Origin of the sequence: Notoacmeibacter marinus, from assembly GCF_002238045.1 — a bacterium.
GTDB lineage: Bacteria > Pseudomonadota > Alphaproteobacteria > Rhizobiales > Rhizobiaceae > Notoacmeibacter > Notoacmeibacter marinus.
Window position 1 is genome coordinate 112440 of sequence record NZ_NBYO01000001.1, and the last position, 24149, is coordinate 136588.

General features: G+C 60.9%; 17 protein-coding genes and 1 pseudogene. 9 read left to right on the plus strand and 9 right to left on the minus strand.

All coding sequences use genetic code 11. The features are described 5' to 3' along the window. Positions 1-108: 108 nt before the first annotated feature. From B7H23_RS00530 to B7H23_RS00545, 4 genes are all read left to right on the plus strand, one after another. Entirely contained in the window at positions 109-609 is a 501-nt protein-coding gene (locus B7H23_RS00530) for an RDD family protein (RefSeq protein WP_094076778.1), read from the plus strand. Positions 610-757: 148 nt separating this feature from the next. Further along, on the plus strand, positions 758-2590 hold the full coding sequence (locus B7H23_RS00535) for an SLC13 family permease (protein ID WP_094075472.1): 1833 nt from the start codon (positions 758-760) through the stop codon (positions 2588-2590). 29 nt (positions 2591-2619) lie between these two features. Beyond that, a complete protein-coding gene (locus B7H23_RS00540) occupies positions 2620-3375 on the plus strand; it encodes an arginyltransferase (RefSeq protein WP_094075473.1) in 756 nt (251 codons plus the stop codon). A gap of 80 nt (positions 3376-3455) precedes the next feature. Then, a complete protein-coding gene (locus B7H23_RS00545) occupies positions 3456-4373 on the plus strand; it encodes a DMT family transporter (protein ID WP_094075474.1) in 918 nt (305 codons plus the stop codon). Positions 4374-4397: 24 nt separating this feature from the next. Here the strand turns inward: B7H23_RS00545 and B7H23_RS00550 are convergent, their stop codons facing one another. The 5 genes from B7H23_RS00550 to B7H23_RS00570 form a co-directional block, all read right to left on the minus strand. Then, the gene (locus B7H23_RS00550) at positions 4398-7553 is read right to left on the minus strand and encodes an efflux RND transporter permease subunit (RefSeq protein ID WP_094075475.1); all 3156 of its coding nucleotides are present in this window, start codon (positions 7551-7553) and stop codon (positions 4398-4400) included. After that, on the minus strand, positions 7550-8773 hold the full coding sequence (locus B7H23_RS00555; RefSeq protein WP_158215727.1) for an efflux RND transporter periplasmic adaptor subunit: 1224 nt from the start codon (positions 8771-8773) through the stop codon (positions 7550-7552). The genes B7H23_RS00550 and B7H23_RS00555 overlap by 4 nt, the downstream gene beginning before the upstream one ends. 1 nt (position 8774) lies before the next feature. Then, positions 8775-9458: a TetR/AcrR family transcriptional regulator gene (locus tag B7H23_RS00560; protein WP_094075477.1), complete on the minus strand. Its 684-nt coding sequence runs from the start codon at positions 9456-9458 to the stop codon at positions 8775-8777. Between the two features lie 220 nt (positions 9459-9678). Beyond that, on the minus strand, positions 9679-11922 hold the full coding sequence (gene parC, locus B7H23_RS00565) for a DNA topoisomerase IV subunit A (protein ID WP_094075478.1): 2244 nt from the start codon (positions 11920-11922) through the stop codon (positions 9679-9681). A gap of 147 nt (positions 11923-12069) precedes the next feature. Further along, complete coding sequence (locus B7H23_RS00570; RefSeq protein ID WP_094075479.1) at positions 12070-12549, minus strand: hypothetical protein; 480 nt, start codon at positions 12547-12549, stop codon at positions 12070-12072. Between the two features lie 354 nt (positions 12550-12903). Between B7H23_RS00570 and B7H23_RS00575 the strand changes: the two genes are divergently transcribed. Both B7H23_RS00575 and B7H23_RS00580 read left to right on the plus strand, forming a co-directional pair. Next, complete coding sequence (locus tag B7H23_RS00575) at positions 12904-14100, plus strand: hypothetical protein (RefSeq protein WP_094075480.1); 1197 nt, start codon at positions 12904-12906, stop codon at positions 14098-14100. A 71-nt stretch (positions 14101-14171) separates the two neighbouring features. Further along, positions 14172-14516: pseudogene (locus tag B7H23_RS00580) on the plus strand (2'-5' RNA ligase family protein); the annotation flags it as partial. A gap of 80 nt (positions 14517-14596) precedes the next feature. On the opposite strand, the gene B7H23_RS00585 reads toward B7H23_RS00580, so the two are convergent. Both B7H23_RS00585 and aspS read right to left on the minus strand, forming a co-directional pair. Continuing rightward, positions 14597-15256: a pyroglutamyl-peptidase I gene (locus B7H23_RS00585; protein WP_094075482.1), complete on the minus strand. Its 660-nt coding sequence runs from the start codon at positions 15254-15256 to the stop codon at positions 14597-14599. A 4-nt stretch (positions 15257-15260) separates the two neighbouring features. Next, positions 15261-17078, minus strand: coding sequence for an aspartate--tRNA ligase (gene aspS, locus B7H23_RS00590; RefSeq protein WP_094075483.1), 1818 nt, complete (start codon positions 17076-17078; stop codon positions 15261-15263). A 232-nt stretch (positions 17079-17310) separates the two neighbouring features. Here aspS and rnd point away from each other — a divergent pair, with 232 nt between their 5' ends. Beyond that, complete coding sequence (gene rnd, locus B7H23_RS00595; RefSeq protein ID WP_094075484.1) at positions 17311-18462, plus strand: ribonuclease D; 1152 nt, start codon at positions 17311-17313, stop codon at positions 18460-18462. Between the two features lie 124 nt (positions 18463-18586). After that, the gene (locus B7H23_RS00600) at positions 18587-19912 is read left to right on the plus strand and encodes a hemolysin family protein (RefSeq protein ID WP_094075485.1); all 1326 of its coding nucleotides are present in this window, start codon (positions 18587-18589) and stop codon (positions 19910-19912) included. Between the two features lie 19 nt (positions 19913-19931). On the opposite strand, the gene B7H23_RS00605 is transcribed toward B7H23_RS00600, so the two are convergent. Both B7H23_RS00605 and B7H23_RS00610 read right to left on the minus strand, forming a co-directional pair. Then, a complete protein-coding gene (locus B7H23_RS00605; RefSeq protein ID WP_094075486.1) occupies positions 19932-21449 on the minus strand; it encodes a Ppx/GppA phosphatase family protein in 1518 nt (505 codons plus the stop codon). Then, entirely contained in the window at positions 21446-23650 is a 2205-nt protein-coding gene (locus tag B7H23_RS00610; protein ID WP_240535008.1) for an RNA degradosome polyphosphate kinase, read from the minus strand. Before B7H23_RS00610 ends, B7H23_RS00605 begins: the two co-directional genes overlap by 4 nt. Positions 23651-23884: 234 nt before the next feature. Between B7H23_RS00610 and B7H23_RS00620 the strand changes: the two genes are divergently transcribed. After that, complete coding sequence (locus B7H23_RS00620) at positions 23885-24130, plus strand: zinc-finger domain-containing protein (protein WP_094075489.1); 246 nt, start codon at positions 23885-23887, stop codon at positions 24128-24130. The last annotated feature ends 19 nt before the right edge of the window (positions 24131-24149 follow it).

Below are 24149 nucleotides of genomic sequence, written 5' to 3' on the forward strand. Positions count from 1 at the left end.
CGAAGGGCTCTGCTCTCGAAGTCGTTTGCGATCGGTGTGCCGCGTTCTTACATATTCTCTACCTGCCACTTGGGCAGAACACCGAACGTCAACTGGGTGGAACAGATCATGAGCGAGACCGCTTCGGCATCAACGGAATACGGCACGGCGCAGGACGGCGGACAGCCCAATGCGGGGCAGTTCGACAGTCCGGCGCTCTATGACGAGGTCGTCACGCGCCGCGTCTTCGCCTTCCTGTTCGACTGGACGGTCGTGGCCCTGCTCAGCTTGATCGCGGGCATCATCGTTTTCTTTCTTGGCATCGTAACGCTCGGTCTCGCCTGGCTTCTCTATGGCGGCATTTTTCCGCTTGTCGGCCTTGTCTATACAGCCTTCACCCTTGGCGGCCCCTCACAGGCAACGCCCGGCATGCGTATATTCGGGCTGAGAATTGCGCGGCTCGACGGTCGTGTTCTCGATCCCCTTTGGGGTGCGATGCATTCCGTCCTGTTCTGGGTCGGCAATATGATCCTGACCCCCTTCATCCCGCTCGTCGCCCTCTTTACGGCCCGCAAGCAGACCGTACACGATCTGCTGCTCGGCACGGTTGTCGTTCGCGATCTTCGATAGCGGCATACGCCGCAAAACGATTGGCCCTGGCAGACGCGGAGCGCAAAAGGTTTCTACGCGCGCGGTAACGCTGCCGGACAACGCCCTTTCTCCATAATGCCGGCTGGCGTATTGTCGACGCCAGACGATGCGGGGGCCGGTCGGCTAAATGGGTGATTTTCATATCTGGGCGACGATAGGTCTGATCGCATTGACCATTGTCGCCTACATGTCGAACCGCTTCAGTCTCGAAGCGGTCAGCATCGCTTCTCTGGCATCGCTGCTGGCGCTGTTCAGCCTGGTGCCGCTGGACCGGCCTGACGCCAGCCTTTCACCCGAACAATTGCTGAGCGGCTTCGCCAATCCGGCCCTGATCAGCGTACTGGCGCTCATCATCATCGGACAGGGGCTGTTCGCCACCGATGCGATGGACCGGCCCGCGCGCATGATCGGCAAACTGGGCGGTCGCTCCGGCCTTTTGTCCGTCGTCATCACGCTGATCGCCGCGGCCATCCTGTCCGCTTTTCTCAACAACACGCCGGTCGTGGTGATCTTCATTCCGGTGCTCACCGTTCTGGCCGCGCAGCGCAATCTGGACGTGGCCCGTTCGCTGCTACCGCTCTCCTACCTTTCCATATTGGGCGGCATGACGACGCTGATCGGTTCGTCGACCAACCTTCTGGTCGCCGGCGTCGCCGCCAGGCAGGGCATCGAAATCGGCATGTTCGACATCACCATTCCCGGTCTGGTTCTGCTGGTTGCCGGCGGGGTCTACGTCTTGCTGTTCGTGCCGAAGATGATCGGGCGAAAGGAAAACACCGAGTTACGCGAACGGCCCGGCGCCGGCGCACAGTTCATCGGCGAGATCCGTATCGGGCCGGAGCACCCCTTTGTCGGTCTGGAAAGCCGGGCGGGTCTTTTCCCCGAATTGCGCAGTCTGATGCCGCGTATCATCGAGCGGCGGGGCGTGAGAATCCTGCCGCCCTTCGAGGATGTGGTGATCAGCCAAGGCGATTTGATCGTACTCGCCGGTACGCGCAAGGCCTTCATGCAGGCGCTGGCGCGGGGATCGCGCGGTTCGATGGTCGGCCATGGCGACGATGAAAGCGAAGGAGCGGAGCGCAGTTCCGGCCCCGGCCCCGATTATCAGGTCGTCGAAGCTATCGTTGCACCGGGTTCTCGCCACAGTGGCCGCACCGTCCGTAATTCCGGCATTCAGACCGAACACAATGTGGATGTGCTCGCCGTGCAGCGCCGAAGCCGTATGGGACGCTTCTCCATGGGCGATATCCGGCTGGAACCGGGCGACAACGTACTGCTCGGAGGCGGCTCTGAACGCCTTGTCGCGATTCGCGACAACCATGACCTGCTTGTCATGGAGTGGAGCGCCGAACCCGTGCCGCAGACACAGAAGGCATGGCTCGCACTCTGCATCTTCGCCGGTGTCGTGCTCGCGGCGCTGAGCGGTATCGCCTCCATCGCCATATCGGCCACGATCGGCGCGGTGCTGATGGTTGCCACCAATTGCCTGACACTGACCCAGGCCAAGCGCGCCTTCAACGAGCAGATCTTCCTGCTCGTCGGCGCATCGATCGCCGCCGCCACAGCGCTCGAAAAGACGGGTGGAGCAATGTTTCTTGCCGAGGCGGTCATCGCCGCCATGGACGGATGGAGCAAACCTTTTATCCTGTCCGGCTTCTTCCTGTTCGTTGCAGTGCTCACCAATTTTCTGTCGAACAACGCAACGGCGGTTCTGGCCACACCCGTCGCCCTTTCGGCGGCCAACCTCTCCGGCATCCCGCTGGAAGCCATGGTCGCGACCGTCATCTTCGCCTCGAACGTCTCCTTTGCCACGCCGATGGGCTACCAGACCAATCTGCTGGTCATGGGACCAGGCGGTTACAGCTTCAGCGATTTCGTGCGAACCGGCGTTCCATTGGTAATCATCGTGTGGATCGCTTTCAGTCTGTTCGGACCGTGGTATTATGGCCTCTGGAACTGAACGGTACGAGAAACCAAATCTCCGGGACGATGACGCAGCATCCTACCAAGACACCGCAGTTTTTTCTGACGTCCCCGTCGACCTGCCCCTATTTGCCGGACCAGCAGGAGCGCAAGGTTTTCACGCATCTGGTGGGCGAACGCGCGCCCGATCTCAACGACCTTCTGACGCAGGGCGGCTTTCGCCGCAGCGCCAATATCGCCTACCGGCCCGCCTGTGAGACTTGCCGTGCCTGCGTATCGGTCCGCATTCTTGCCGAAGAATTCGCCCCCTCGAAAAGTCAGAAACGCGTCCTGAGGCGCAATGCCGATCTGGTCGGCACGGCCTACGCCGCCGAGCCCAGTTCGGAGCAGTACGATCTGTTCCGGGACTATCTGCTGCATCGCCACGCGGAAGGCGGCATGGCCGAAATGACGGTGCTGGATTACGCGATGATGGTCGAAGACAGCTTCGTCAATACGCAGATCATCGAATATAGGCGGCGCGGTCCCGACAGTTTCCTGACCGGCGAAGGACAAGGCAAGCTGGTCGCGGTCGCACTGACCGACGAGATGGCGGACGGGCTGTCCATGGTCTATTCGTTCTACGATCCTGCGGAAGAGCATCGCTCGCTCGGCACCTATCTGATTCTGGATCATGTCAAACGGGCGCGCGACGTCGGAAAGCCGCATGTCTATCTTGGCTACTGGGTCGAAGGATCGCGGAAGATGGCCTACAAGGTCCGGTTTCAGCCGCAGGAACATCTGATGCCTGACGGCTGGCAGCGCTGTACGGTCGGCGACTGAGGCCGCCGGCGGCCGGGATCGACAGTGCCAGGCTTAGCGTCTAAGGCCGTGGCACCGCCAACTCTTTCAAGCAGGTTCATATGACAAAGGCCGGATCACGGTCGCTGGTGATGGGATACGGGCTCGCCCTTCTGGGCGGGCTTTCTCTGACAGCCGATATTCCGACGCTGCGCCTGGCGGACGCCGATCTGACGTCCGCGCTCTTGTTCCGGTCGCTTCTGGAGGTTGGCGCGGCACTGCTAATTTGGGCCGTATGGCGGATCGCGCGGGGCGATGCACCGGCACTCGTTCCCGGATGGCCGGGTCTGCTTGTCAGCTTCTTCTACGGCTTGGGGTCCATCGTCTTCATCATCGGCGTCATGGAATCGGCTGAGCACGGTGCGACCGGCGCGCTGCTCTTTCTGCTGGCGACAAGCCCACTGCTTGCGGCCCTCCTATCGTTCTTCTTTCTGGGCGAACGACCTTCGTTGCCCACATGGATCGCGCTGGCGACCGTTCTGCTCGGTGTCGGTCTGATCGCCGGCAATCCGACGGCCGGAAGTACTCTGGTGAAGATTTGCGGGTTCGGCTCCGCCCTGCTGATTGCCGCGGCGATCACGACCTCGCGATGGAGCGGTCGGGCTATGGGCTTCACGCCGCTGATCGCCTGCGTCCTTCCAGCCATGATTGGCGCGGCCATCATGATGATGGGCGACGGCGTCACGATCGAAGTCGGCTCGTGGTTCTGGCTGACGGTCAATGGCGCGCTGGTGCTGCCGATCGCCTTCTTCCTGCTGGCCCAGGCGCCGCAATATATTCCCGCGCCTCAAGCCGCTCTGTTCTACCTGCTGGAGACGACCATCGCTCCGGTCTGGCTGTTTCTGATCTTCGGCGAAACACTGTCCACGCCGGCGCTGATCGGCGGCGCACTGATCGTCGGCGCTGTGGCCTACGACACATTCATGCAGATACGCCGGACCAGGCGGCCGCCCGGCATCCGCCCGCGCCGCAGCGCCTGAACAGGGGGCTGGTCGGCCCGCCGCCTATTCCGCGGCGTGGCCGAACCGGTCCATCACCTCGTGCGCATCATCCTTGTGCTGTTTGATGTTCGCCTGGTGAATCTCTTCATCACTGATCTCCTCCTTCTTGTTGGGCTTCAGAGCCCAGCGGAAGAAGGCCGTGATCCGGCGACTGATCGAATCCATGATGTCGAACATGCTCGGCACGAAGATCAGCGTCAGAAGCGTGCCGATCAGAAGACCACCGATCACCGCGATGGCCATGGGCGCGCGGAACTCGCCGCCATCGCCGATGGCGAGCGCGGCCGGCACCATGCCCGCACTCATCGCGATGGTGGTCATGATGATCGGACGGGCCCGCTTGCGGCAGGCGTCGATCATCGCATCACGCCGCGGCACACCCAGCTTGATCTCCTCGATGGCAAAATCGACCAGCATGATCGCGTTTTTCGTCACGATGCCCATCAGCATGAGAATGCCGATCACGACAGGCATGGAGATGGCGGTGTTTGTGAGCACCAGACCGGCCACCACGCCGCCGATCGAGAACGGCAGCGACAGAAGAATCGTCAGCGAATGAAAGACCGAGCCGAAAAGCAGGATCAGGACAACGAGCACCAGCATCAAACCGGTGACCATGGCATCCCGGAACCCGGCGAACACATCGCCCATGATCTCCGCATTTCCCGATTCCTGAATCCGCAGACCATCCGGCAGGTTCTGCACTTCCGGCAGATTGTTAACGATCTCGGTTCCCACACCGATCTCGACCCCTTCAATCATGGAGGCGCCGATCAGAATGCGACGTTCGCGGTCGAAACGCTGGATGGATGTCGGTCCCTGCCCGAACCGAACATCGGCCACCGAGGCCAGCGGTACGGTCTTGCCCGACGGCGTCGGAATGGAAAGCTGGCGGATCACACCGATATTCTCGCGCGCCTGCTCCGTAAGCTGAACACGGATCGGGATCTGACGGTCATCGACCTTGAACTTCGCCAACCGCTGATCGAAATCGCCGATCGTCGCCACGCGCAGCACATTGGACAGCGTCGCGGTCGAAATATTGAGTTCGGCCAGACGGTCTTGGCGCGGCTCTACGATGATTTCCGGCCTGTCCAGCGCCGCATTGGAGGTCACGGAGCGGAACTGGCCCGTCTTGACCATTGCCTGCTGAATGCTACGAGCCGCCTCGTCGAGGGGAAGATCGTCATTTTCGGCCAGAAGCGCGATCTGCAACTCCCGTTCGCCGCGATCATCGACGAAATAGGCGCGTATATCCGGCACCTCTTCGACGAGGTTCAGAACCTGCGTCTCGATCTGCGCCTGTGAGCGTTCACGCTCCGATTTGTGGCTTAGATCGATGGTGATGGAACTGCGCCGCAATTCCAGATCGCCCGTCGGGCTGGCGCCACCGACAATATAGACATTGTCAACTTCCGGAATCTCTTTCAGGCGCGCGACCAGTTCATCGGCCGATCTGCGCGTATCGGACAGCTTGCTGCCCGGCGGCAGTTCGAGCGACAGCACGATGCGCGACGCATCTTCCTTCGGAACGAAGCCGGTCGGCAGCAGCGATGTGCTCCAGATCGCAGCGGAGAAGAAAGCTATGCCGATAAACAGGGTCAGCCACCGGAAGCGGAGCGTGCCGTAGAGAAAATCGGTATAGGTATTCATAAGGCGGCTAGGCGCCTGGTCTTCCGAATGACCCGATCCCCGCATCAGGTAGGCGGCCATCAAAGGCGTGATCAAACGCGCGACCAACAGCGAGAAAAAGACCGCTACGGCAACCGTCAGACCGAACTGCTTGAAGTACTGACCAGCGATCCCATCCATAAAGGACACCGGTGCAAAGACGGCAATGATCGTCGTGGAGATGGCGATCACGGCCAAGCCAATCTCGTCGGCCGCCTCGAGCGAGGCGCGATAGGGAGACTTGCCCATGGAAATATGGCGGACGATGTTCTCGATCTCGACGATAGCGTCGTCGACGAGAATGCCGACAACGAGAGTGACGCCCAGAAGCGAGACCAGGTTGAGCGAGAAGCCCAGCAGGTCGAGAACCCAGAATGTCGGAATGATCGAGAGCGGTAACGCAAAGGCCGCAATCATCGTGGCGCGCCAGTTCCTCAAGAAGAGGAACACGACAGCGACGGAGAGGATTGCGCCCTCATAGAGGGTATGCATTGCGCTTTCGTAATTGCCTTCGGTATATTCCACCGATGTGTCGACGAGATTCAGCTCGAATTCCGGGTTCTGCTCGCCGATCTCTGCCACAGCTTCAGACACCCGTTCGGCCACGGACACGTCGGACGCGCCCTTGCCACGGAATATGGCGAAGCTGACCACCGGTTCGCCGTTGAAGCGGGAGAAGGATCGCTGCTCGGACCAGCCATCGGTGACGGTTGCCACCTGCTCGACCCGCACTCGGCGACTGCCTGCCAGGGGGATTTCGAGCTTGCGCAGATCCTCGATGCTCTGCGTGGCTCCAAGCGCACGGATCGTCTGTTCGCGGCCGGCGATTTCGGCGCGCCCGCCCGTCATATCCGCGTTGGCGGCGCTGAGCGCCTCGCTGATCTGTCCGACAGAAACGCCAAGTGCGGCCAGACGGTCCGGATCGACCTCGACCTCGATCTCGCGGGTGACGCCGCCATAGCGGTCGACGCGCGACACGCCCTTCAGCCCCTGCAGTTCCGAAATCACGGTATCGTCGACGAACCAGGACAATTGCTCCAGTGTCAGCCCCGGATTGGAGACAGCGTAGGTCACGATCGCCTGGCCTTCGATATCGATCCGGTTGACGATCGGATCGTCGGCCGAACCGGGCAGGTCCGCCTGAATGCCTTCGATGGCGTCCTTCGTATCGGTCACCGCTTCTTGGGTCGGCGTGTCCAGCTTGAACTGGACCACAGTGACCGAGCGCCCTTCCGTGACGTTGGAAATGACCTCATCGACACCGGAAATGTTGGCGACGGCGTCCTCGACGATCTTGGTCGTCTGCGTCACCATTTCGGATGCCGCGACACCCGAATCCGTCACGACAACGGAGACGAGCGGAAAATCGATGTTCGGAAAGCGGGTAACCGGCAGCTTGAAGAAGCTCATCATGCCGAGCGCCACCAGTACGACGAACAGAAGGATCGGCGGCATGGGGTTGCGAATGGACCAGGCGGAGAAGTTCATCGGTCGATGGATCCTGTCTTCTGGGCCGTGTCGGGCACCGATGCCGTTTCGCGAATAGGCCTGATCTGGTCGCCATTGGCGACGAAGGTGCCGGCACGGCTTACGATGAGGTCGCCCTCGTCGACACCGTTCCGCACCTCGATAAACCCGTCGGTCCGAACACCGAGCTCAATCGGTGTGGTCTGAATCACATCGTCGACCACCTTCTGCAGTTGCGGCTGCCGACCGTCGAAGAGAATGGCGGTGGACGGCACGGCAACCGCCTGGCGATCCACCGTTTCGATTTCGGCGCGTGCAAAGGCGCCAGCCCGAAGACCCTCGACCTTCGGCAGACCAATCCGCACCGTGCCAAGGCGCGTAACCGGATCGATTTCCGGATCGACAATACGAAGCGTTCCCTCGATAGGCTCATCGCGCCCCGGCAGAACGACCTGTGCCTTCATGCCCTTTTCCAGAGAAAGAAGTTCGATTTCGGACACTTCCGCCGCCAGTTCCAGTTCTCCATCGACAGCGATGCGAAACAGCGGCGAAGAGCCTGCGGCCACCACCGCACCGAGCGTGGCGTTGCGCTCCAGGATCAGCCCTGGCGACAGAGCCGCAACCTCGGCGTCGTCGATCTGCCGGTCGATATCGCGAATCTGCGCATCCGAGAGGGCGATCTGCGACTGCGCCGCCATCACGGTCCGTTCAGCCGTCAATAGTTTGGCGCGGGCGCTGTCGAGCGCGTAACGCGCATTGTCCAGCGACGCCTTTGCAACGGTGCCGCTCTTGCGCAACCTGTCCTGCCTATCGAGCGCGTCTTCCGCCTGGCTGACCGCGACCCGTGCATCGGCCACCTGCGATTGGGTCTGGGCGACCTTGGCCTCCGCGGAGTCCCGCTGCGCGACAGCCTGTATGCGCTGAATATCGAGCGAACTGGTATCGAGGCGAGCCAGAACCTCGCCCTTCTCGACAATATCGCCTTCATCGGCGAGCAACTCCAAAATGGCCAGACCCGAAAGATTCGTGCCGACGACCGCCTCCTGTCTCGGCTCGATCGTCCCATTGGCCGGCAGAGACGCCGTCATGTGACGGCTATTCGCCTCGATCACCCGAATGGCCGGTGGCTTGGTCTGCACCTCATTGGGCCGTGCCGCATCGGCATCGTTGGCCACTACGGAGGGCAATGTTCCGAGTATCAGGGCCGCAGCCGTCATCGAGAAAAGTACAAAACGACGCATATTAGTTTGTTCCATCAAGGCAAAGTGACGATGTGCCATGCGACGCCTCGACGGGCCGCACGACAGCGGAAATTTTTGCTCTAAGAGCCTTCTGTATGTCTGCGGCGGATAATTCGCGACCCGGCAGATCCGCCATGATGAGCCCCTCACCGACCGCCATGAGAACGGTCACGACCGCGTCCAAGGAAACAATGGGACGGATGCGGCCATCCCTCCAGGCCTCTTCCAGATAGAGCCGGAAACTTGCCCGAACGTTATCCTCATTCTTGCGACAGGTGTTGCGAACCGCCGTGTTACGCATGGCTTCTGCACGAATTTCGACAAAAAGCGGACGCAGGCCGGTCTCTTCCGTCAGGCGAAGATGATTGTAGAAGGCTTCGACGATGCCCTCGACCACATCCTCGCAACTGGCCATTTTGGTCAGAATCTCGACGTCATTCTTACGGGCTTCGGCGACGATCGCATCGATGATCGCCTCCTTGGAGGGGAAATAGCGGTAAAGCGCACCCGGGCTCATCTCGGCTTCGCGGCAAATATCGTGGATGGAGGCGCCCTGAAATCCCGAACGGACGAAACACGCCGTCGCCGCGCGCATGATGCGCTGGGTCTGAAGCTCGCGTTTCTCCGCCCGGCTCGACTGCCCATCGGCAGCGTTCCGGGACTGGCAGGATTTGAAGAAGTTCATCGGACAAAAACCAAATGCGAATGACCGTTCGCATTTATTGCGTCGCGGCGAGATGGTCAAGTGAGAGCGAACGATCATTCGCAATGAAAAATGCCGTGGTTAAGAGGTCGGTTAGTCCCGACCGGTGCGATCCGCGCCGCTCATCTCCAAACCGTTATGTCGAAAGCAGACGTTACGCGCCGGCCATCGAACGCTCCGCCATATCCAGCAAGACGACTCATCAGCCGTCGAATTTACCGCTCTTCGGAAACCCCTTCGGAACCATGCGGCCAGTCATGGCGCGGTCGCCTTTCCATTCCAGCAACTCCTCGTTGGATCGCGTGAAGCTGCGGCCCGCGCTGTCATGCCAGGTCAGGCCGTCCGACAGGTTGAAGACCTGCACGTCCGATACGCCGCCATCCTTGTAGCGTTGCAGGCGCACGCCCTTGCCGCGCGTCAGTTCTGCAACCTGCTCCACGGGGAAGACCAGCATTTTCCGGTTCTCGCCGACGATCGCCACCGTCCCGCCCGTCACCGGGACGGCGAAGGCTGCCTCATCCGGAGCCTTGACGTTCAGCGCCTGTTTGCCTTTGCGCGTATTGGCAACCAGATCGTCTTCCACGCCGACGAAACCGTAACCAGCCTTGCTGACCATCAGTCGCCTGGCGCCTGGCTTGTGAACGAAGGCGGTAACGATATCGTCGTCGTTTTCCATGTCGACCATGATGCGGATGGGCTCCCCGGCGCCGCGCCCGCCCGGCAGGCGGTCCGCGCCGATCGTATAGACCCGGCCGAAACGGGACATGACCAGAATCTTGTCGGTCGTCTGCGCGTGGAAGGCCACCTTCAGGCCGTCGCCATCCTTGAAGGACAGGTTCGACATATCGGCGAGATGCCCCTTGAGCGCGCGGGCCCAGCCCTTTTTCGACAGAACGACGGTGACAGGCTCCTTTTCGATCATCGCTTCGTGAATGGCCGCCAAGTCTTTCGCCGGCGCATCGCCGAAATCGGTTCGACGACGTCCAAGATCGGTCTTCGGTCCGAAGGTCTTGCGAACCTCCCGAATCTGGCCGGAAATGGTCTTCCACTGCTCTTCATCGGACGCCAGAAGCGCCTCGAGACCGGCCTTCTCCTCGGTCAGATTTTCATGCTCGCGGCGTATTTCCATCTCTTCGAGCTTGCGCAGATTGCGCAGGCGCATGTCGAGGATCGCATTGGCCTGCACGTCGGTCAGGTCGAAGGTTTGGATAAGTTCCTGCTTCGGCTCGTCCTCCTCGCGAATGATGCGGATCACCTCGTCGAGATTGAGATAGGCGATGAGCAGTCCGCCGAGCACTTCCAGCCGCTGTTCGATCTTGCCGAGTCTGTGCCGCGAGCGCCGGATCAACACGTCCTTACGGTGTTCCAGCCATTGAAGAAGGCAATCCGCCAGCGAAAGAACGCCCGGCACCTTGCCGCCGGACAGCACGTTCATGTTCAGCGAGACACGGCTTTCCAGATCGGTCAGGCGGAACAGGCTCTCCATCAGGAGTTCGGGATCGACCGCGCGGCTCTTGGGCGTCAGGACGATGCGGATGTCTTCGGCGCTCTCGTCGGCAATGTCTTCCAGAAGCGGCAGCTTTCTGGACAGCAACAGTTCGGCCGTCTTCTCGATCAGCCGGCTCTTCTGCACCTGGTATGGAATTTCGGTGACCACTGCGACCCAGTTGCCGCGGCCGAGATCCTCCTTGTGCCAGCGGGCACGGACGCGGAAACCGCCGCGGCCGGTCTCGTAGGCCTCGGCCATGCTGTCGGCGCTTTCGACGATGATCCCGCCGGTCGGGAAATCCGGTCCGGGCACAAAGCGCATAAGGTCGCGGCTTTTCGTGTTCGGGTGCTTGATGAGATGCAGCGCGGCATCGCACAGTTCCGCAGCGTTGTGCGGCGGGATGTTGGTCGCCATGCCGACCGCAATTCCGGACGAGCCGTTCGCCAGAAGGTTCGGAAAGGCACCCGGCAGGACGACTGGCTCGCGGTCTTCTTCATTGTAGGTGTCGCGGAAATCGACCGCGTCTTCTGCAATCCCCTCCAACAAAAGGGACGCCACCTCGGTCATCTTGGCTTCGGTGTAGCGCATCGCTGCGGCGTTATCGCCGTCGACATTGCCGAAATTGCCCTGCCCGTCGACCAGCGGATAGCGAACCGAGAAGGATTGCGCGAGCCGCACCAGCGCATCGTAGATGGCGCTATCGCCGTGCGGATGGAACTTGCCCATCACGTCGCCGACGATGCGGGCGCATTTGACGTAGCCGCGATCGGGGTCGAGCCGCAGCAGGCGCATGGCATGCATGATCCGACGATGCACCGGCTTCAGGCCGTCGCGCACATCCGGCAGGGCGCGATGCATGATTGTCGATAGCGCATAGGCAAGGTAGCGCTCTTCAAGCGCACTCTTGAGATCGATCGGAGTGATCTCGTCTTTCGGCGACTCGCCATTCTTACCCATGGTTCAGTCATACCGAAATCCTTGGGGTTCACCAATTCCAAACGCCGCTTTGTTGCGGTTTTCACCGGATTTCGACGCATCCGGCGCAACGAAGCCCGTCGAACCGGCACGCAGTCCGACAGGGCTCAATTCTTTCACTCATAAAACCTAGCGCGAGAAGCACTGCCGGTTCGGCAAGGCGCGGTTCGCCGCGCGTTTATACCAGCGTTCGCCGATATTGAGCGTGCGGCTCAGCGAAACCTTCTCGACACCGACACCGCCGAGACAAACCCGATCCCGCGTGAAGCTCTGGACCGTCGCGCCAAGGCGGATCGATCCGGACGCATCGCGGCGGATCTTCCGCTTCAACGTCACCGAAAGGTCGGCGCGCATCCGGCAACCATCGAAGCGGACCCGATCGACGCCGCGTATAATCAAGGTCTTGCGACGGCTGATCTCGTAGCGCGCGCCTGCGACGCGAGCATTCATCTGATCGCGGATATCGCCCGCCAGTGCATTGCCTATGCTTTGTACGACGCGGCAATTGACCTGGGCCTGCGCCGGCGCGGGGTTGGCCAATATAGCGGCGACAAAAGCGCCGAGGGCCACCGTGCCACTGCATGCCATGATTTTGAACAGATTAGGCATGATCGTCTCCTCTCCTATCTCTCCCATTATTCTTCCGCTACGGAAGATGTGGGAGCATGGCAGGTCCGACCTATCGCAGCCATGAAGGCGACGTTCAGTTAGCGTTCACGCATCAAGGAGGGTTTGTTGTTCCGCCGACTATGGTTTCCCAACTCCAAACGCGCATTCACAGTTCTAGTGAGGACGGGGTTGCAGTCGGTTCGTGCTGGCCCGATCCAATCGAAAGGCGCCGGCATCGGTTCGGTCATCAGTCAGATGTGACCAATCGTGTCTTTCCCTTCCAGGGACGCGCGATAGGTTGCTGTTCAATTGGCAAGACACGGCCATCGGCCGATCGACATAAAGGATATTTCCATGCGCCATATTCTACTGACTGCAGGCCTCAGCCTTGCCTTCGCGCCGGTGCTCGCTCTTCCTGCCTGGGCCGTCGATGCGCAGGCCGTTTCGGACAGGCTGGTGGAACTGCTCAATGAGGAAGGCTTCGATGTCGAGATCGGTTCGGCGACGGAGGACGGCGACGACGTCGTGCTCGGCGACGTCCGGTTCGGCGAAGGCGACAAGCAGTTCAGCTATGACGAAATTCGCCTGGAGAATGTTTCCGAGCAGGGCGACTATTTCCTGATCGAACGAACCGAACTGCCCGCCAAAACCGTCGACATGGACGACAACGCCAAGATGGACCTCTCCTCCATCTCTTTGGAAAAACTCCAGCTTCTGCGCCAGGACGATCCGGAGCATATAGCACCGCTCCAGCTCGATGCGTTCCAGATGGAGCGGATGTCCATTTCCGTGCCGGCTGGCGAGTTTCTGGTGCTGGAGGATCTGGCAGGCGCCGGCATGACGTACGATCCCGAAAAGCCGATGGAGGCGACCGGATCGGTCGGCAGCTTCGTTCTCGATACGCAGATTCCCTTCGGTCCGAACAAAGACGAGAGTGCGGCCATGCGCAAGCAACTGGCCGATCTGGGCTATTCCACCATTAAGGGACGGGGCGAAGGCTCCGGGCGCTACGATCCGCAATCGGGCGTCATGTCTTTCGCGCAGCGGATGGAATTCACTGATGCCGCTTCCCTTCAGTTCGAAGGCGAAGTCTCGGCGGCGACGCCCGAACTGATGAGGGAACTGCAGAAGGCCGACCGGAAAGTCAGCCGGATCGACGATATCGAAAAGCAGAACAAGGCCATGATCGAAGACCTCGCGCCCCTCTACGGGCAGCTCGTTCTGGAAACATTCTCGCTGCGGCTCCAAGATGCCTCGCTGACAAACAAGCTGATCGGCATCGCCGCCGAACGACAGAATGCGGCGCCAGAGCAGTTGAAGCTTCAGATGGCGATGATGGCGCCGGCGCTTCTGGCTTCCTATGTGCCGGCGGAACTGGCGCAGAAGGTCGGTGAGGCGCTCCAGACCTATCTGAACGATCCGCAATCGCTTTCCATCACCATCGAGCCGAAGGACGGTACGACGATCGGCCAGATCAGCGATATGGTCCGCTCGAACCCGAAAGAACTACCCGCGGTCTTGAACCCGGATATCACCGCCAATCAGGACTGATGGCAGCCGATGACGCTCCTCTGATCGTCACGCTCGGTTTCGACGCCGTCGCCTTCGCTCATTTCGATGCGATGCGGCGGCGTCACTTTCCGGCGGAACGGAACCACATTCCCGCGCATCTGACACTGTTCCATCACCTTCCGGCAGCGGAGGAACCGGCCGTTCGCGCCGCCTTGGCCGAAGAAGCCAATCGAATGCGCGAGCCTTCCATGGCTGTTGTCGGTCTCTTCTTCATGGGGTTCGGCAGCGCCTACCGGATCGAAAGTCCGGAACTGGGCGGCCTTCGCAGCAGGTTATCCGAGCGGTTCGAGCCATGGCTGAGCCAGCAAGACCGACGGCCCTTTCGCCCGCATGTGACCATTCAGAACAAAGCGCCGGCGGCCAAGGCCAAGGCCCTGTTCAGCGAATTGCAGGCCGCATTCGTGCCATTCGAGGCGACAGGCGTCGAACTGCTGCTCTGGCGCTATCGCGGCGGACCGTGGGACGCAGCCGGGCGTTATCCCTTCTCAGGCGATTCCGAACGATAGGCTGTCAGGGCCGACCCGATGACGATCTGCGCGCCAGGCAGCAACTGGCTTTCCGTCAGCGTGACGCAATCGCCCTGCCCCTCGCCGCGCATCCGCTCGAGCAGCGGCACGTGAACAAACCCCGCCATGGCAGGCGAATAATCCTTGGCGACCCGATCGGACAGTGCGTGGAACATGACGTGGTTGCATAAGTATCCGCCGGCATCGTCGCTCCATTCGACCGGCAGATCGGCCAAAGCGAGACGTTCGGCGATCATGTCGAGCGGCAAGGTTGCGACGCAGTCCGATGCGCCGGCGACTATTGGATCGTCACTGCGCACCTCACCGCGATTGTCCGGTGTTGAAGAGTAGCACCGGTTTTTGGCCAGCCGTTCCAGCCGAAAACCCTTGGCCGCAAGCGCCAGACCGAAATGAATGGCGATATCGGGCTGATAGTCGGCGCCAATAGCCTCCAGCACGGACGGTGCGGCGATAAAATCAACCGGTAGCACCGCCGTTGCGAGATCGGCGCCAGCAGGGCGCCAACCGGCCAGCGCGCCCATCAGCCATTCGGTCGGATTATCGGGCGCGCCGGGAAAGGCCGGGAAACCGGTGACGAGAATCCTCGCCGGTCTGTCCCGATCGCGCACCGCGTCAGTCTTTTTCGCGCGGGATGACCCGCATGTTCAGTTCGCGAAGCTGGGCGTTGGTCGGCGGCGCTGGCGCGCCCATCAGAAGGTCGCGCGCCTGCTGGTTCATCGGGAAGAGGGAGACGTCGCGCAGGTTTTTGGCGCCCGCCAGCAGCATGATCACGCGGTCGACGCCGGCTGCCATCCCGCCATGAGGTGGCGCACCATACTGGAAGGCGCGATAGAGGCCGCCGAAGCGTTCCTCGACCACCTCTTTCGACAGGCCGGCCAATTCGAACGCCTTGACCATGGTTTCCGGCAGGTGGTTTCGGATGCCGCCGGATGCGATCTCGAAGCCGTTGCATACCATGTCGTACTGGAACGCCTTCAGACCGAGAAGCGCTTCGTCGCCGCCCTTCTCCGCCTCGATCAGCGCATCCATGCCACCCTGCGGCATGGAGAAGGGATTATGGGCGAACTCGATCCGCTTTTCCTCCTCGTTCCATTCGAAGAACGGGAAATCGACGATCCAGCAGAGTTCGAACCGATCCTCGTCGACCAGTCCGAGCTCCTGCCCCGCGCGGTCGCGGGCAGCACCGGCAAACGAGGCAAAGCTCTTCGGATCGCCGGCGACGAAGAAACACGCATCGCCCGAACCCAAGCCAAGTTGCTCGCGGATCGCTTCGGTACGCTCCGGACCGATATTCTTGGCGAGCGGACCGGCACCAGCGATAACGCCACCCTCTTCGCGCCAGAAAATATAGCCGAGACCAGGCTGGCCCTGCTGCTGCGCCCAAGAGTTCATCCGGTCGCAGAAGGCGCGGCTGCCGCCGCTTTTCGCCGGGATCGCCCATACCTGGTTTTTCGGCGACGACGCCAGAATGTTGGCGAAGACCTTGAAACCGGAATCGCGGAAATGATCGGAGACCTCTTCCATTTCGATAGGGTTGCGAAGGTCCGGCTTGTCGGAGCCGTATTTGCGGATCGCCTCATCGTAAGGGATGCGGCGGAAGGTTTCCGTGACCGGCTTGCCATCCGCGAACGTCGTCATGACATCGCGCATCACCGGCTCCATCGTGGCCAGCACATCGTCCTGCGTGACGAAGCTCATTTCGAGGTCGAGCTGGTAGAACTCGCCCGGCAGGCGGTCGGCGCGCGGATCCTCGTCGCGGAAGCAGGGCGCGATCTGGAAATAGCGGTCGAAACCGGAGACCATCAGAAGCTGCTTGTAGATCTGCGGGGCCTGCGGCAGCGCATAGAACTCGCCGGCATGAATGCGGCTCGGCACCAGAAAGTCGCGTGCGCCTTCCGGCGAAGATGCCGTAAGAATGGGCGTGGAATATTCGGTAAAGTTCGACAGCGCCATCTGGCGACGCATTTCGGAAACGACCTTCGTGCGCAGGACGATATTGTTGTGCAGCTTCTCGCGGCGCAGGTCGAGGAAGCGATATTTCAGACGCACCTCTTCCGGGTAGTCCAGATCGCCGAAGACCGGTAGCGGCAATTCCTTGGCTTCGCTCAGCACTTCGATGTCGCGCGCGAAGATTTCTATGTTGCCGGTGGAAAGGTTCGGGTTGACCGCTTCTGCGTCACGTTCCTTGACGGTGCCGTCGACGCGGATCACCCATTCGCTGCGCAGGGTTTCGGCCGTTCCGAAAGCAGGCGAATCGGGGTCCGCAACGATCTGGGTAAGACCGTAATGGTCGCGCAGATCAATGAACAGCAGGCCGCCATGGTCGCGGACACGATGCACCCAGCCGGAGAGACGTACCGTCTGGCCAGCTTCGGATAGCGAAAGCGCACCGCAATTATGCGTGCGATAGCGATGGATGGAATCGTCCATTTCTCTAAAAACCCTTGAGGTCTAGCCGAGCGTCTGCCCGTCAAAATCCGATGCCGGCAAAGCGCCCGAAAAGGTGCGGCGTGGACCAGCGGAAACCGGCGCGGACAAGCGCATGGGATCGGCCTTGTGTCAAGGCGAACGCGGGATGCGCCTTGACGACGACCGGTAGCGGCCCTTAACGGATGGCTTTCGCGAAGGCAACCAGAAGACGTTTTGCCAGGAAAGAGGCGTAATGCAGATCATTACAGAGACGGATGAACTCGAAGCGGCCATGAACCGGCTTTCGAGGGCCGAGTTCGTCACCGTCGACACCGAATTCATTCGCGAGACGACCTTCTGGCCGGAACTGTGCCTCATCCAGATCGCGGACGACGAAGACGTCTTTCTCATCGATGCGCTCGCCCAGGAGATCGATCTTTCCTCCTTTTTCGGACTGATGGGCGATGAGTCCGTCATCAAGGTCTTTCACGCCGCACGGCAGGATCTCGAAATCGTCTACAAGATGGGCGAGCTCATTCCGCACCCGATCTTCGATACGCAGATTGCCGCCATGGTCTGCGGCTATGGCGATTCGGTCTCCTACGACGCGCTGGTGCAGAAGGTGACCGGCAAGCAGCTCGACAAATCCAGCCGCTTCACCGACTGGCGACGCCGCCCGCTTTCCGAAAAACAGCTCAATTACGCCGCCGCGGACGTTACCCATCTGCGCGACGTCTACCGCGAATTGAAGCAGACGCTGGAGCGCACGGAGCGTACGCATTGGGTGGCCGAGGAAATGGATATCCTGACCTCGCCCGCGACCTACGACATCAAGCCGGAGGACGCATGGCGCCGTTTGAAGATGCGGGTGCGCAAGCCGCGTGAACTGGCGGTCATGCAGTCCGTCGCCAGATGGCGCGAGGAACAGGCTCGCGGCCGCAACGTACCGCGTGGCCGCGTATTGAAAGATGATGCGATCTATGAGATCGCGCAACAGCAACCCCAAACCCAGGAAGCGCTCGGACGCCTCCGGGCGGTGCCAAAGGGCTGGGAGCGGTCGCAACACGCGCAGGGGCTTCTCGATGCGGTGAACGCGGCGCTCGCGATTGCCGATGACGAACTGCCGAAGATCGAAAGGCAGCGCCGTTCACCCGAAGGAGCCGGCGCGGCAAGCGAACTGCTCAAGGTTCTCCTGCGGCTCATCGCCGAACGCGAAGGGGTTGCGCCGAAGGTGCTGGCCACGACCGACGAGATCGAGAAGATCGCATCGATGGGCGAACAGGCCGATGTTCAGGCTCTTTCCGGCTGGCGGCGCGATGTCTTCGGCGTCGAGGCGCTGCGATTGCTAAGCGGCGATGTCGGCCTGGCCTTCCGGGACCGCAAGATCGCGGCCATCGATCTGTGATGGGATCGCCGGGCGGCGATCTCCGCTTTGCGCGAAGCATTCCGAGGCTTGCGGTTGGCCTGGGGCGGGTCGGGCTCTAGATGGGTAGCGAGCCGCAACGGCCAGTGCCCATTGGATTAGACCCTTGCTGACTAATATTCTCATCATTCTTGCGCTTTTCATCGTCAACGGCGTTTTGGCCATGAGCGAACTGGCCGTGGTGTCCGCCCGTCCGGCCCGACTGAAAACGATGGCCGATGATGGCTCGATCGGCGCGGCCATCGCGCTGCGTCTGGCGGAGGATTCAGGGCGTTTTCTCTCGACCGTGCAGATCGGCATCACGCTGGTCGGCATCGTGTCCGGCGCATTTTCCGGCGCCACGCTCGGGCTGCAGCTCGCCGACATTCTCAAAGATTTCGGATGGAGCCCCGACACAGCCGATACGCTCGGCGTCGGCATCACCGTGGTCGCCGTCACCTATCTATCGCTGGTCATCGGCGAACTGGTGCCCAAGCAGATCGCGCTTCGCCACCCCGAAGCCATCGCCACGAAGGTGGCTGGGCCGATGCGCTTCCTTTCCAGGATCGCCGCGCCCATCGTCTGGATCCTCGATATGAGCGGCAAAGCCGTGCTGTTCCTTCTGGGCCAGAGCCGTGAATTGAAGCAGACGGTGACCGACGAAGAGGTCAAGAGCGTGCTCGACGATGCCGAAGAGGCCGGCACGATCGAGGCGGAAGAAAAAGCGATGATCAGCGGGGTCATGCGGTTTGCAGACCGGCAGGCCAAGGCGCTGATGACGCCGGCCATCGAAGTGGAAATGCTCGATATCTCGCAGGACCACCAATCCATCCGCGACCAGATCGAAGCGACACGGCGCTCGCGCCTTCCTATCCGGGATGGCTCGGACGACAATATTCTAGGCGTTGTGCGAACGCAGGACCTCCTGATCGCCTTCGGCCGCGGCGAGGATATCGATCTTCGCGAAATGATGCAGAAAGCGCCTGTCATCTACGAGAACGCCCGCTCGATCCAAGTGCTCGACAAGCTGCGCGAATCCACTGTCAATATGGGCCTGGTCTTCGACGAATACGGCCATTTCGAAGGCATCATCACCACCGAGGACATCCTGGCGGCCATTGCCGGCGTGTTCGAGGAGGAAGACAATAGCGAGCCGGCTTTCGTCGAGCGCGCCGACGGCACCTATCTCGTTTCCGGCTGGATGCCAGTCGATGAATTCCGCGATGAGTTCAACGTGTCCATTCCGCCGGGCGATTACGAAACGGTTGGTGGCCTCACGCTGGAATCAGTGGGACATCTGCCTGCAGTGGGCGAAGTCTTTCAAGTGTCGGACTGGATGTTCGAGGTTGTCGATCTGGATGGCCGGCGCGTCGACAAGCTACTGATCACGCCTCCCGGAAAAGCCGGCGATCCAAGCGACGATGAAGCCGCCGAAGAGGACGGAGCGCGCTAGCATCCTGGCCGTCAGTCAGCTAGTTCACAACCAGACGCATCGGTCGATCCAGATATTTGGAGAGTTTGGCCAGCCTGTTGGCAGGACGTGTGCCGTGTAACGCGCTGAGCGCCGCCGGAATGGCGATCTCGATAGTGCCATCGTCATCGCTGCCGATGGTCAGGCGCGGCAGAACGCCCGGCATGGATGCGGAAAGCACGTATAGTACACGCATCAGGAGCCCCAAAGTCCGGGCGCGGTGAACCAGCCGTTCATTCATCAATTTCAGAAGGTCGGCCGACCAGCCATCATCCTTGACGCCGTTGTATCGGTAGAAATTGGCGAGCGCCAAAAAGGCGCGCCCATCGTGACCGATGGCGGTAAGCGAGGAATAGGCGATAACGTTCATGGACTGCATGCCACGATAGTCCGGATGGGCCCGCCATCCGAGATCGGCGATCAGGCAGGTCGCCCGGCGCAGACGCCGCTCGTCCTCGGTCTCTTCCAGTTTAAAAGCGGCAAAGGCGGCGTCCGTCCAGTTCGCCAGTTCTTCGGCATGTTTGACAGATCGCGCCCGCAGGATGGCCAGCTCACGCGCGCCGACCAGAAGCGGGTCGTCGTCGCGATCCTCGTCGTCGAGCAGCGAAAACAGATAGCCTTCCCGCACGCCGACACCCGAGGTCATGACGCGCTTGGGTTTCATCGCCGCGATAATTTCAAGCAGGACGGCTGCGCCATAAGGCAGCAGCGCGCGTCGATTTTTCGATACGTCGTCAATACCGTCAAAACGATCCAGATCACCCGTCGCGACTGTCTTTAGAAATGCGATCGTTGCCGGATCCTGTGCGTCGATCGCATATTCGTGCAGAACCGATAGAGGATAATCGATCGTCGACATGTGAAGGCGCGCGAGGTTTCGCCATGTGCCGCCGACCGCAAAGAAATCCGTTCCCGCCGCTTCCTTCAGAAACGGCGCGCGTTGGAGTTCCCTCGCTGCGACAGCTGCCGCCTTCTGCGGGTCGCCATCGGTCACATCGGACAGGCGCAACCCGCCGAGCGGCAGGGTGATGCCCTGCTCCGGGTGATCGCCATTGACCCGCACCAGTTCCAGCGAGCCGCCACCGAGATCACCCGCGATGCCCACCGGTTTGTAGAAATGCGCCTTGACGGCAAGGGCCGCGTAATAGGCCTCTTCCCGGCCAGACAATACGCGGATTTCGGTTCCGAGACGCTTCTGCGCTTCGGCGATGAACTCTTCGCCATTCTCTGCTTCGCGGGCGGCAGCCGTCGCGATGACATGGACATCCGTCGCGCCGGCCTGATCGGCGAGCGCGCGAAACCGGCTAAAGGATTGTAACGCGGCGTCGACGCCATCATCATTCAGTTTCCCGGTATCGACGAGTGAGCGTCCAAGGCCGGCCAGCAGCTTTTCATTAAAGAAGAGCGTCGGTGCGCGCGTCACACCCTCGAAAATTACCAGTCGGACGGAGTTGGACCCGATATCGACGATTGCTACGGGGTCGCGGCCGGGCAAGCGGCCTTGGGACTGCAGCCTCATTCCTTGCCGGAGCCCGCCTTGTTCGCCGAAACCGACTGTCTGCGACGGCGGCGATAATTGGCGAAGCGCTTGGGCGCGTGGCTTTTGATCGAAGCGCCGCGGCCCGACAGCGATGGATAGTTCATGAAGTATTCCTGAACACTGAAGGCTTCCTCGCCCTCCTCTCGCACGATTCGGCGCGAGCTGCCATCGGGCAGAATCTCCCAGCTCTGCTGGTTGTCGATAATGTTGGCGACCATGATCTGGTCGAGGATCTGCTCGTGGACGGTCGAGTTCTTGATGGGCACATGCACCTCGACCCGCCGGTCCAGATTGCGCGGCATCATGTCTGCGCTGCCAATATAGACGATGGCCTGATCGCTCGGCAGTCCATGGCCGTTGCCGAAGCACAGAATGCGGCTGTGCTCCAGAAACCGTCCGACGATGGACTTGACCGAAATATTCTCCGATAGCCCCGGCACGCCGGGGCGCAGCGAGCAGATGCCGCGAATGACCAGATCAATATCCACACCGGCTTCGCTGGCGCGGTAAAGCGCATCGATGATGGCCGGGTCGAGCAGGCTGTTCAGCTTCATCCAAATCTGGGCCGGACGACCGGCTTTCGCGTGCGCGATCTCGTCCTCGATGTGACCGATCATCCGGTCGCGCATGATAAAGGGAGAATAAGCCAGTTGAATCTCGTCTGTCGGCTCAGCATAGCCGGTCACGAAATTGAAGATCTGCGCCACATCGTGCGCAACGGTCTCGTTCACGGTGAAATAGGACAGGTCGGTGTAGATCTTGGCGGTGATCGGATGATAGTTGCCGGTGCCGACATGGCAGTAGGTCACCAGCCCCCTTTCCTCCTTGCGGACAACTGTGGTCAGCTTGGCGTGGGTCTTCATCTCCAGAAAACCGAAGACGACCTGTACCCCTGCCCGTTCCAGATCGCGGGCCCAGCGAATATTGGCTTCCTCGTCGAAACGCGCTTTCAGTTCGACAAGGGCTGTGACGCTCTTGCCGGCCTCGGCAGCGTCGATCAGGGCGCGAATGATCGGGCTGTCGTTGGACGTGCGGTAGAGCGTCCCCTTGATGGCGACGACGTTCGGGTCCTGCGCCGCCTGGCGAAGAAACTGCACCACCACGTCGAAGCTCTCATAGGGGTGATGGACGATGATATCCTTTTCGTGGATGGCGGCGAAACAGTCGCCGTCGTGTTCGCGAATGCGCTCCGGGAAGCGCGCAGAATAGGATTCGAACTTCAGGTCTTCGCGCGGCAGCGATACGATCTCGGAAATCTGATTGAGCGCCAGCGGACCCTCCACCACGGAAACGCGGTTGCCCGCCACTTCCAGATGCTCGGCGACGAAATCGCGAAGCGCCTCGGGCATGGCGGCGGAGAACTCCACCCGCACCACCGATCCCTTCCGGCGACGCTTCAGGGCGCTTTCGAAATAGCGGACGAGATCTTCGGACTCCTCTTCCACCTCGATATCGCTGTCGCGAATGACCCGGAACGTACCCGAGCCGATCACCTCGAAGCCTGGAAAGAGCTTCGGCACGAACAGTTCGATGACCGATTCCAGCGCGATGAAGCGGGTCGGCTGGCCCTCTTTGTCAGGAAGCTGGATGAAACGCGTGAGCGCCGGCGGCAGACGCAGAAGCGCACTCATCTGCTCGCGCGTCGTCTTGCGCTTCAGTTGCAGTGCGATGGAGAAGCCGAGATTGGGAATGAACGGAAAGGGATGGGCCGGATCGATGGATAGCGGCGTCAGGACTGGAAAGACCGAATCGTCGAAATGTTCGGTGATCCATTTGCGATCCGTCTGGTTCAGCTTCTTGGCCTGGACCAGCTCGATATTCTCTTCCTTCAGATCATCCAGCAGACTGACGAGCACCTTTTGCTGCTCATCCTGCAGGCGTCCGGCCTCCTTCAAGATGACGTCCAGCTGCTGAGCGGGCGTGCGGCCATCGGCCGAGCGCACGGTTACGCCGGCCTTGACCTGGCCTGCGAGCCCGGCCACGCGCACCATGAAGAATTCGTCCAGATTGTCGGCCGAGATGGAGAGAAAACGCAGCCGCTCGAGAAGCGGTTGGTTCTCATTGGTCGCCTCTTCCAGCACGCGGCGGTTGAACTGCAACCATGACAGCTCCCGATTGACGAAGCGTTCGGGCCGTTCGCTCAGCGGCACTTCGCCGGAATCGGGAACGGGATCGACCATCGAACCATTGGCCGCAATCTCAATTCGTCCGGAATCGCTTATGGTGTCCATCGCTAAGCCTATGATCTCCTTTGTTTTCTCCGTCATTACAACGTGGAAGTATCGCGATCACGTAACAATTCTGCGACAATCCGAAACCAGCCATCGAAAGCTTGCAATGGACGGCTCTATGATACAAACCCTCATCCTGCCGGGTCGTTGCAAAACCGGCGTCAAGTCGGCTTACGGAGAGATATGATGGCCAGTCGCATTGCCCACTTCCAGAACAGTTCCGGGCACGACCGTATCGAGATCGGCGTACGGGAATTCATGTGCGTCGGCGCCAACCCGCCCTTCGATCATCCGCATGTCTTTCTGGATATGGGTCGCGACAATGAGAAAGTCTGCCCCTACTGCTCCACGCTCTATGTTTTCAACGGCACGCTGACCGCCGAGGAAACCAAGCCGAAGAACTGTCTCTACCGGGTGGTTGCTGCCTGAACCGGTAAGGCGACAGCAG

Coding starts and splice junctions, on each gene's coding strand:
- B7H23_RS00620 (WP_094075489.1), top strand. CDS start 23,885: ATGATGGCCAGTCGCATTGCCCACTTCCAGAACAGTTCCGGGCACGAC.
- B7H23_RS00560 (WP_094075477.1), bottom strand. CDS start 9,458: ATGAACTTCTTCAAATCCTGCCAGTCCCGGAACGCTGCCGATGGGCAG.
- aspS (WP_094075483.1), bottom strand. CDS start 17,078: ATGGACGATTCCATCCATCGCTATCGCACGCATAATTGCGGTGCGCTT.
- B7H23_RS00570 (WP_094075479.1), bottom strand. CDS start 12,549: ATGCCTAATCTGTTCAAAATCATGGCATGCAGTGGCACGGTGGCCCTC.
- B7H23_RS00545 (WP_094075474.1), top strand. CDS start 3,456: ATGACAAAGGCCGGATCACGGTCGCTGGTGATGGGATACGGGCTCGCC.
- B7H23_RS00555 (WP_158215727.1), bottom strand. CDS start 8,773: ATGCGTCGTTTTGTACTTTTCTCGATGACGGCTGCGGCCCTGATACTC.
- B7H23_RS00575 (WP_094075480.1), top strand. CDS start 12,904: ATGCGCCATATTCTACTGACTGCAGGCCTCAGCCTTGCCTTCGCGCCG.
- B7H23_RS00550 (WP_094075475.1), bottom strand. CDS start 7,553: ATGAACTTCTCCGCCTGGTCCATTCGCAACCCCATGCCGCCGATCCTT.
- rnd (WP_094075484.1), top strand. CDS start 17,311: ATGCAGATCATTACAGAGACGGATGAACTCGAAGCGGCCATGAACCGG.
- B7H23_RS00540 (WP_094075473.1), top strand. CDS start 2,620: ATGACGCAGCATCCTACCAAGACACCGCAGTTTTTTCTGACGTCCCCG.
- B7H23_RS00530 (WP_094076778.1), top strand. CDS start 109: ATGAGCGAGACCGCTTCGGCATCAACGGAATACGGCACGGCGCAGGAC.
- B7H23_RS00535 (WP_094075472.1), top strand. CDS start 758: ATGGGTGATTTTCATATCTGGGCGACGATAGGTCTGATCGCATTGACC.
- B7H23_RS00610 (WP_240535008.1), bottom strand. CDS start 23,650: ATGGTCGATCCCGTTCCCGATTCCGGCGAAGTGCCGCTGAGCGAACGG.
- parC (WP_094075478.1), bottom strand. CDS start 11,922: ATGGGTAAGAATGGCGAGTCGCCGAAAGACGAGATCACTCCGATCGAT.
- B7H23_RS00605 (WP_094075486.1), bottom strand. CDS start 21,449: ATGAGGCTGCAGTCCCAAGGCCGCTTGCCCGGCCGCGACCCCGTAGCA.